At 51.5% G+C, this 6,163-nt stretch carries 5 protein-coding genes and 2 tRNA genes; 4 read left to right on the forward strand and 3 right to left on the reverse strand.

Features of this window, described 5'->3' with window-relative positions; genetic code table 11:
- Positions 1-400: 400 nt before the first annotated feature.
- Positions 401-724, reverse strand: coding sequence for a hypothetical protein (locus tag K5905_RS25070; RefSeq protein WP_297589199.1), 324 nt, complete (start codon positions 722-724; stop codon positions 401-403).
- 86 nt (positions 725-810) lie between these two features.
- Here K5905_RS25070 and K5905_RS25075 point away from each other — a divergent pair, with 86 nt between their 5' ends.
- The 3 genes from K5905_RS25075 (at position 811) to K5905_RS25085 (ending at position 3,572) form a co-directional block, all read left to right on the forward strand.
- The gene (locus K5905_RS25075) at positions 811-1,929 is read left to right on the forward strand and encodes a hypothetical protein (RefSeq protein WP_297589201.1); all 1,119 of its coding nucleotides are present in this window, start codon (positions 811-813) and stop codon (positions 1,927-1,929) included.
- On the forward strand, positions 1,919-2,353 hold the full coding sequence (locus tag K5905_RS25080; protein ID WP_297589203.1) for a hypothetical protein: 435 nt from the start codon (positions 1,919-1,921) through the stop codon (positions 2,351-2,353). Before K5905_RS25075 ends, K5905_RS25080 begins: the two co-directional genes overlap by 11 nt.
- 586 nt (positions 2,354-2,939) lie before the next feature.
- Entirely contained in the window at positions 2,940-3,572 is a 633-nt protein-coding gene (locus tag K5905_RS25085) for a tyrosine-type recombinase/integrase (protein ID WP_297589205.1), read from the forward strand.
- Positions 3,573-3,723: 151 nt separating this feature from the next.
- On the opposite strand, the gene K5905_RS25090 is transcribed toward K5905_RS25085, so the two are convergent.
- Both K5905_RS25090 and K5905_RS25095 read right to left on the reverse strand, forming a co-directional pair.
- A complete protein-coding gene (locus tag K5905_RS25090; RefSeq protein WP_297589207.1) occupies positions 3,724-5,001 on the reverse strand; it encodes an ImmA/IrrE family metallo-endopeptidase in 1,278 nt (425 codons plus the stop codon).
- A gap of 472 nt (positions 5,002-5,473) precedes the next feature.
- Positions 5,474-5,548: transfer RNA gene (locus K5905_RS25095), tRNA-Gln, on the reverse strand.
- A gap of 353 nt (positions 5,549-5,901) precedes the next feature.
- Here K5905_RS25095 and K5905_RS25100 point away from each other — a divergent pair.
- A tRNA-Pro gene (locus tag K5905_RS25100) sits at positions 5,902-5,978 on the forward strand.
- The last annotated feature ends 185 nt before the right edge of the window (positions 5,979-6,163 follow it).

Genomic DNA, 6,163 nt, shown 5'->3' on the forward strand with positions numbered 1-6,163 from the left:
TTCACTCCACAAAAGTCATTTGTCAGCAATTCGGACTTTGCTGTCATATGTGCGGCCCCAACGAACGACAGCACTGGGGCCGTGACCTGACCGTCAGGTTCCGTCCGAAAAGTCATCGAAGCGGACGTTCGCGAAGCGCAAATTCGCGGCCGGTTTCGGCCCATACTGGACATTCGCTCGTCACCTCGGATGCAGCTCTGCAATCCTTCGAAGGAGACATTTGCTGCTTTGCCAAATCGAGCCCAATTTGAATTAACACTTCGCGGACTCTTCGGACTTTGACTAAACGGCAGCTAAGCAGACCGATAGTGCCACACTGTATGGCCACACATCACCATTGGCCGTGAACGCCTCTTGATCAGTGCCAACGGGGCGCCGCCGTAGCCCAGTAGCTCGCTGTTCAATAGCGGCTGCTGGGTGCCGGGTATGGTGCAGGTCGACCAGGATGACCGCGACGGCGAGCCGGGAGGTCCACAAGCCGCTGCGCTTCCTCCTCGACCCAATCGCAGAGGCCGCCAAGCGTTCGGTCCGCGCGGTGCTGGTAGTGATAGCGCAGCGGCGACAGCGTCACTTCGGGCTCTCCCGGCTCGCCGTCGCGCAGGATCAGCAGGCCCTCCGCCGGGACACGCCCGGACAGTACCTCACCCCGCAGCACGGTGGCCGGCAACGTTGAGAGCCGCTCGCACGGCGCGGAAAGATCGGTTTCGCGAGTGGTGGGTGGCATGATATGCTCCTCACGGATTTCTGCTGTGCGTCAACGGCACCAGTGCCTTTGTTTGGCGCGAACGAAGAAAAATTGGGAACAGGCGCATGTCACTCAATGAGATTGCGTTATATTTTTTCTATAGATATATGTTCTTAACGTTCCAAGTTTTCGGTGCCGTCGCGCTTAGCGATTATTCGATATACAGGCTTTTCTCCATCGCCATTGCCGCGATCTGCGACTTCCTTTTGCATCGCGCGCTGGTCGATCTACAAGACCTTCAAAAAATCTCTGGGTTCCTAGACGAATTTCCCGAGTGCTACCTTAAAAAAATTCCAATCAATCAAATCCTTCCTGATACGATCCTGAAATCAATTGGAAACGTAGATGGCAAGGATCTTAGCTCATGGCTCCATCTATTCTACGTTGTACGCGGAAAGCCTATCGACGCTCCGACAAGAGCTCCAAGTACAGACCTGGCATTTCTCGGCTCACAATCGGCAATGATTTTCACAAATTCTCCTGCAATAAAGATGAGCCCGCAGCAAAAGTTCCGCCTTTATCATGAAATAGGTCATACGTCTCGCTCGGCTCAGCTTCTTGCTTACCGGGAACTTGTCGCCGGGCTCCCCTTTATCTACCTACTTGCATGGTGGATATTCCAGATGGATCACGCTACGACGCCCTCTTGGGCGCTGTGGGCACTAACGATTGCTCTGGTACTCGTGCAGTATCTACAATCTACCGCTGGAAGGGTCTACTACGACGCCCTCAATGAGGCGGTCGCAGACCACTTCGCATTGACACATCTTTCGCATGAAGAGAGGGTTCACGTTGCCAAGTATATCCTGGGGAACTTTCCGCGCCGTTTTCCCTTTGACATAAGTCTATTGACCTTGAACGAAGATCGAGCGTTAGATCTTCGAAACAAGTTGCAGCTGATTTTAGACGAAGGCAGCAATGTTGTCTCATTCAAGGAGATACAAGCTCGGCCGCTATGGTTCTGGTGGTTGGGGCCGTTACTAGCTGGGATCCTTGTGTTTCTGACTGTCCCGGCCTCGCCAGCGGTCCTGCTCGGGCTTTCGGAAATCACTCTTGTGCTGGGATTAGTGCAATTTGTGCTTGTTGTCCGCAGGAGACGCAAGGAATCGAAAGTATCGAGTTCGTTGAGCCAAAGAACAGCAGGAGACCCGTTAAGCATGGAGGAGGATAACCGTGGACAATGAAGACATCAAAGGCGTGCTGGTTAACGTCTTCCCGGGAGAGTGTGAGTCCGTTGGTCCGGAAATGGTCGACGATCTCATCGCAGGACGTATCGATTTCGAGAGACCGGAGCACGGCAGGCGTTTCGACCTACCAGATCTCGATACGCTCAAAGACGCGCTGATAGCTCTGAGAGCCCTCATTGATATGTTTTTCATCTTCAAGAAGAAAAAGAAGCGGCACCCGACGCCCGAGGAACTGGCGGGCGCTGCTAAGGACCGCAGTGCGAAACAGCCGACGATCTCCGACGAGGAGATGGACGCCCTAGTTAAGAAGGTGATTGAAGCGATCGATAATCGCCAGCCTGGCCCCGCAGGTGAGAAACCGAGTTTGGAGGCGACGAGCGATGGAAAATCATCCAGCAACGATGGAGACAAAAAGACGTGAACCATACGATGCGCACACCATGTAGCCGCGGGTGGTTCTTCGACATCATCTCGGCTAATTCGCCACGATCAGCCCCGGCACACCGTTCACTGCGCGCTCCGCATCCCGCGCCAAGTCGAGCCGCTTCGGCAACTTGACCTGCGGCACCGGAAGGAAGATCGGCGCGGTGGTAAGCCCGCGACTGGCCTTCGCGCGTGACGCCACCGCCTGACCCGTCGTGTTCGGCCTTCCCTCCGCCACAAGCAGGCTCGGTCGGGATCGCGAGCCAGAACCCATCCCTCGAGCGGATCAGCGGGCCGGTGTCGTGGGCGCCGACGATGACCGCGACTTGGGCCAGACCAGCGCCGCGGCGTTCAGGCTATCGCCGGCCTTGGGGTAGGATTGGCTGCGGATCGAGTTGGTGAGCCGACAGACAGACTGTGGCCACCGAATTGAATGCCCAAGAAGGCGACCGTTCGCTGCGCCATGCCCAATGCCAAGGTTGGGCTCGAAGCAGCCAACGCATCATCCGCCAACTTCATCTATCATCGGCTGTTCGAATGTCACGAACGGTGTGGAGTGGGGGGATCGGTCCGGAGGAACCGCTATGTCCGCTTCAAACCTGCCCATGGTCATACCGTCAAAGAAGGCTTGGAACCATGGCCGCATCATCGGCCAGAAACGACCTCTGCTTCCAAAGCACGTTTGGGCTATCCGCGTCCGGCTAGAGCTGTCCAGAGCGACGCGTGACCTTGCCCTGTTCAACATGGCGGTGGATAGCAAGCTCAGAGGTTGCGATCTCGTTCAGCTGAGGGTGGCGGACGTCTACGCGAACGGAACAGTCAAGGAACGCGCGTCAATCCTACAGAGCAAGACCAGCACGCCTGTGCGCTTCGAGATCACCGAAGGAACGCGCAAATCGCTTGCCGATTGGATTGCCCATCCGATGATGTCGGGTCACAAGTTTCTTTGGCCGGGTCGGTTCCACGATCGACCTCATATCTCAACGCGCCAGTATGCCCGAATGCTCAAGGACTGGGTTCGGTCGATCGGACTAGAGCCAAGCGCATATGGAACGCACTCTATGCGACGAACCAAAGTCGCCCAGATCTATCGGAAGACCGGAAATCTCCGCGCAGTGCAGCTGCTGCTTGGTCACACCAAGATGGATAGCACCGTTCGCTATCTGGGTGTCGATTTGGACGACGCGCTGTCGATTTCGGAAAGCGTCGAAATTTGAGTTTGTGAACACTTGCTGGGCCGGTGGAGACATCGGCCCTAAGCGGCTATTTGGCAAAAGCGCTACGAAGATCCTGATTGAGCCCCATATTATGCACAGGCCGATAGTTGGATGACCGCTTTAGGGTTATGTCCAAAAAAAAGTTTGGAGATCATGAGTATCTACCCCGATCATCATTTAATAATCCCAATTTCTTAAATTTAATTTCGATAGCCTGCTTCGACGTGTCAAATTCATCCGACAATAGAGAAAGCAAATGATGATAGTCGCTGAGGTTTTGTCTTTGGCGATCAACAAATATGTAGCCATGGCCGCGGTTTTTATAGCCCAAGAAGTCTCTGTATTCTGCAGTTTTTAATTCAAATATTCCTTTCGGAAGAAGTAGTTCAGATGCAAACGTATTTGCCTGAATTTCAAGCCGCTCGTAGTTATAACTATTAGCAGACTCCCGGTCTATGAACAGATCAGCCTCTGCGATTGTTTCCGAGCGTAAGTATCTATCATGACGTAAGTAAAAGTGACCGATCTCATGACCGATAGTGAAGCGCTTCCGATGTTTATTATCGTGGGCGTTTATCTGGATGGTTTTGTTTTCGAAATTTGCCGATCCTAATATTATTTTGCCATCGTTGTCTCGAATCTCTTTTTCAGAAGAGATCAAATCTATAGATAGTGTTGAACAGATTTTAGCAAGGTCTACCGATCCGCTTGTATATCCCACTTTGTCCAAAAGCTGTTGAGTGGATTGCTGAATTTCTTCGATTGAAAGAAAGGGAACTGTTTTACCAGTTTCAATATTAGTAGGTAGACTTGAATCAAAAGCTCCTAAAAATTCATCAAAAGCTCCTAAAAATTCATCAAAAGCTCCTAAAAATTCATCAAAAGCGCCGAAAAATTTTCCATCATGATAACCTGAAAATTTTAGCGATTTAGCTGGGCTTTGATGATGGAAAATTTGTGATTTTACAAATCTACTTTCCGCACAAATCCCGCCTTTGCGGTCTGCGATGATGTCCAAGCCATTTTCGTCATATTTCGCGATTCCTAAGCCGCGATTTCTGGCGCTTTTCTCAGCGCCAGATTGCAAGCGGGTGGATACAACAATTATACCTTTGGATGAACGGGGGAATACATCGTTCAGTTTTGATGTAAAATCATTTACGTATATTTCAGGAATACTGCCTTTGTGATTTTTGCACTCAAAAACTACGTACAAATGTGGTTCTGATCTACCTTTGCCGTAGAGCTCAATCACAACATCGAACTCAACAGGAGCTTCTCTCGTCTTGCAGGGATACTTCTTTTTCTTGTAAATTTTACAATGCCCTGGGAAATGCGCGCCGTAGACAAAGTCACCACGGTTCTTTTGATCACAAAGGTAGTCATAGAACTTGTCTTCAAGTCTATTGCCCTTTTCTACCGTGCTCATTTTCGCCCTTAAGCTTCACATCAACCCTAAGGACTATGTTTTCATTTTTTCAATCAAATTTCCAACGCTAATACGAGCGCGTTTTAAATGTAGAAATGGCCATTGCTCTGATGTCCAAAAGTCCCGAATAGTGGACATTGATGCGAGATGCAGCGAACTTCCGCTTCCCGCCCTCATTCGACCTTCGCACGTCGTGCAACGACCGGCAGCTTTGCGAACCGGGAGGGATTCCTAAGAGCGGCCGATTTGGGGGCGCAAAGCAGCCACTTATGCTAAACGTATCATCGTTCACCATGGGCCCATACCCGACATTCTGCGCGATAAGCGTCACGCGAAATAACGCATCATATGGAAGGCTTCATATTGCATACGATGCGCATTCGACACAGGGTCGGATTTGGCATTATGTGTTGCGAAAATTCGCAACAGGCCAATCCTGCTTAAAAACTTATTATTTCAATGGAAAGAAAATTGGCTGGGGTGGCAGGATTCGAACCTGCGCATGCCGGTACCAAAAACCGGTGCCTTACCGCTTGGCTACACCCCAAGGCCGTGGAAACGCTGTATAGCGATGTCGTTTCAGAAGCGCAAGCCCGACCGCCCCCAATAGTTTTACCTAAACTGGCAGTTTTCCCCAGATCGGTTTTTGGACTGGAACACTGCCCTGGTTTCACGAAGCGACCCTTGTTCGGGATACTGCGGAAAGTACCGGCTTTAGCGGGGTTTCCTCCCTCACCTCTCCTACTATCTTCTTGGTGTTGTTCGCAGTTTTAAAAAAATGGCGCGGCGCAAGCCAAATCGCTTGCGGGATCAGATCAGCTTTGCTAAATGACCCTCCACGCAGCGCGGGCTTGCCCCGCTGTTCCCGATGGGTTTACCCTTAAACCCAACACATCAAGTCGGAGTGTAGCGCAGCCTGGTAGCGCACCTCGTTCGGGACGAGGGGGTCGGAGGTTCGAATCCTCTCACTCCGACCATTTTCTCTTGGTCCATTCTTGTCACATGGTTTACATTTGATACCGGAGAGATAGTTTACACTTTCTCCGGAGTGAATGGGTTGTTTGCCGGTTCGACGCGGTTTTCATTTTTGTCGAAGTACCCCAGATCATAATCGAGGAATGAGACGAGCCAAATCTCGTCATCGACTTCCCTGAGACCCAGG

This window comes from Roseibium sp. (assembly GCF_025698965.1).
Taxonomy (GTDB): domain Bacteria; phylum Pseudomonadota; class Alphaproteobacteria; order Rhizobiales; family Stappiaceae; genus Roseibium.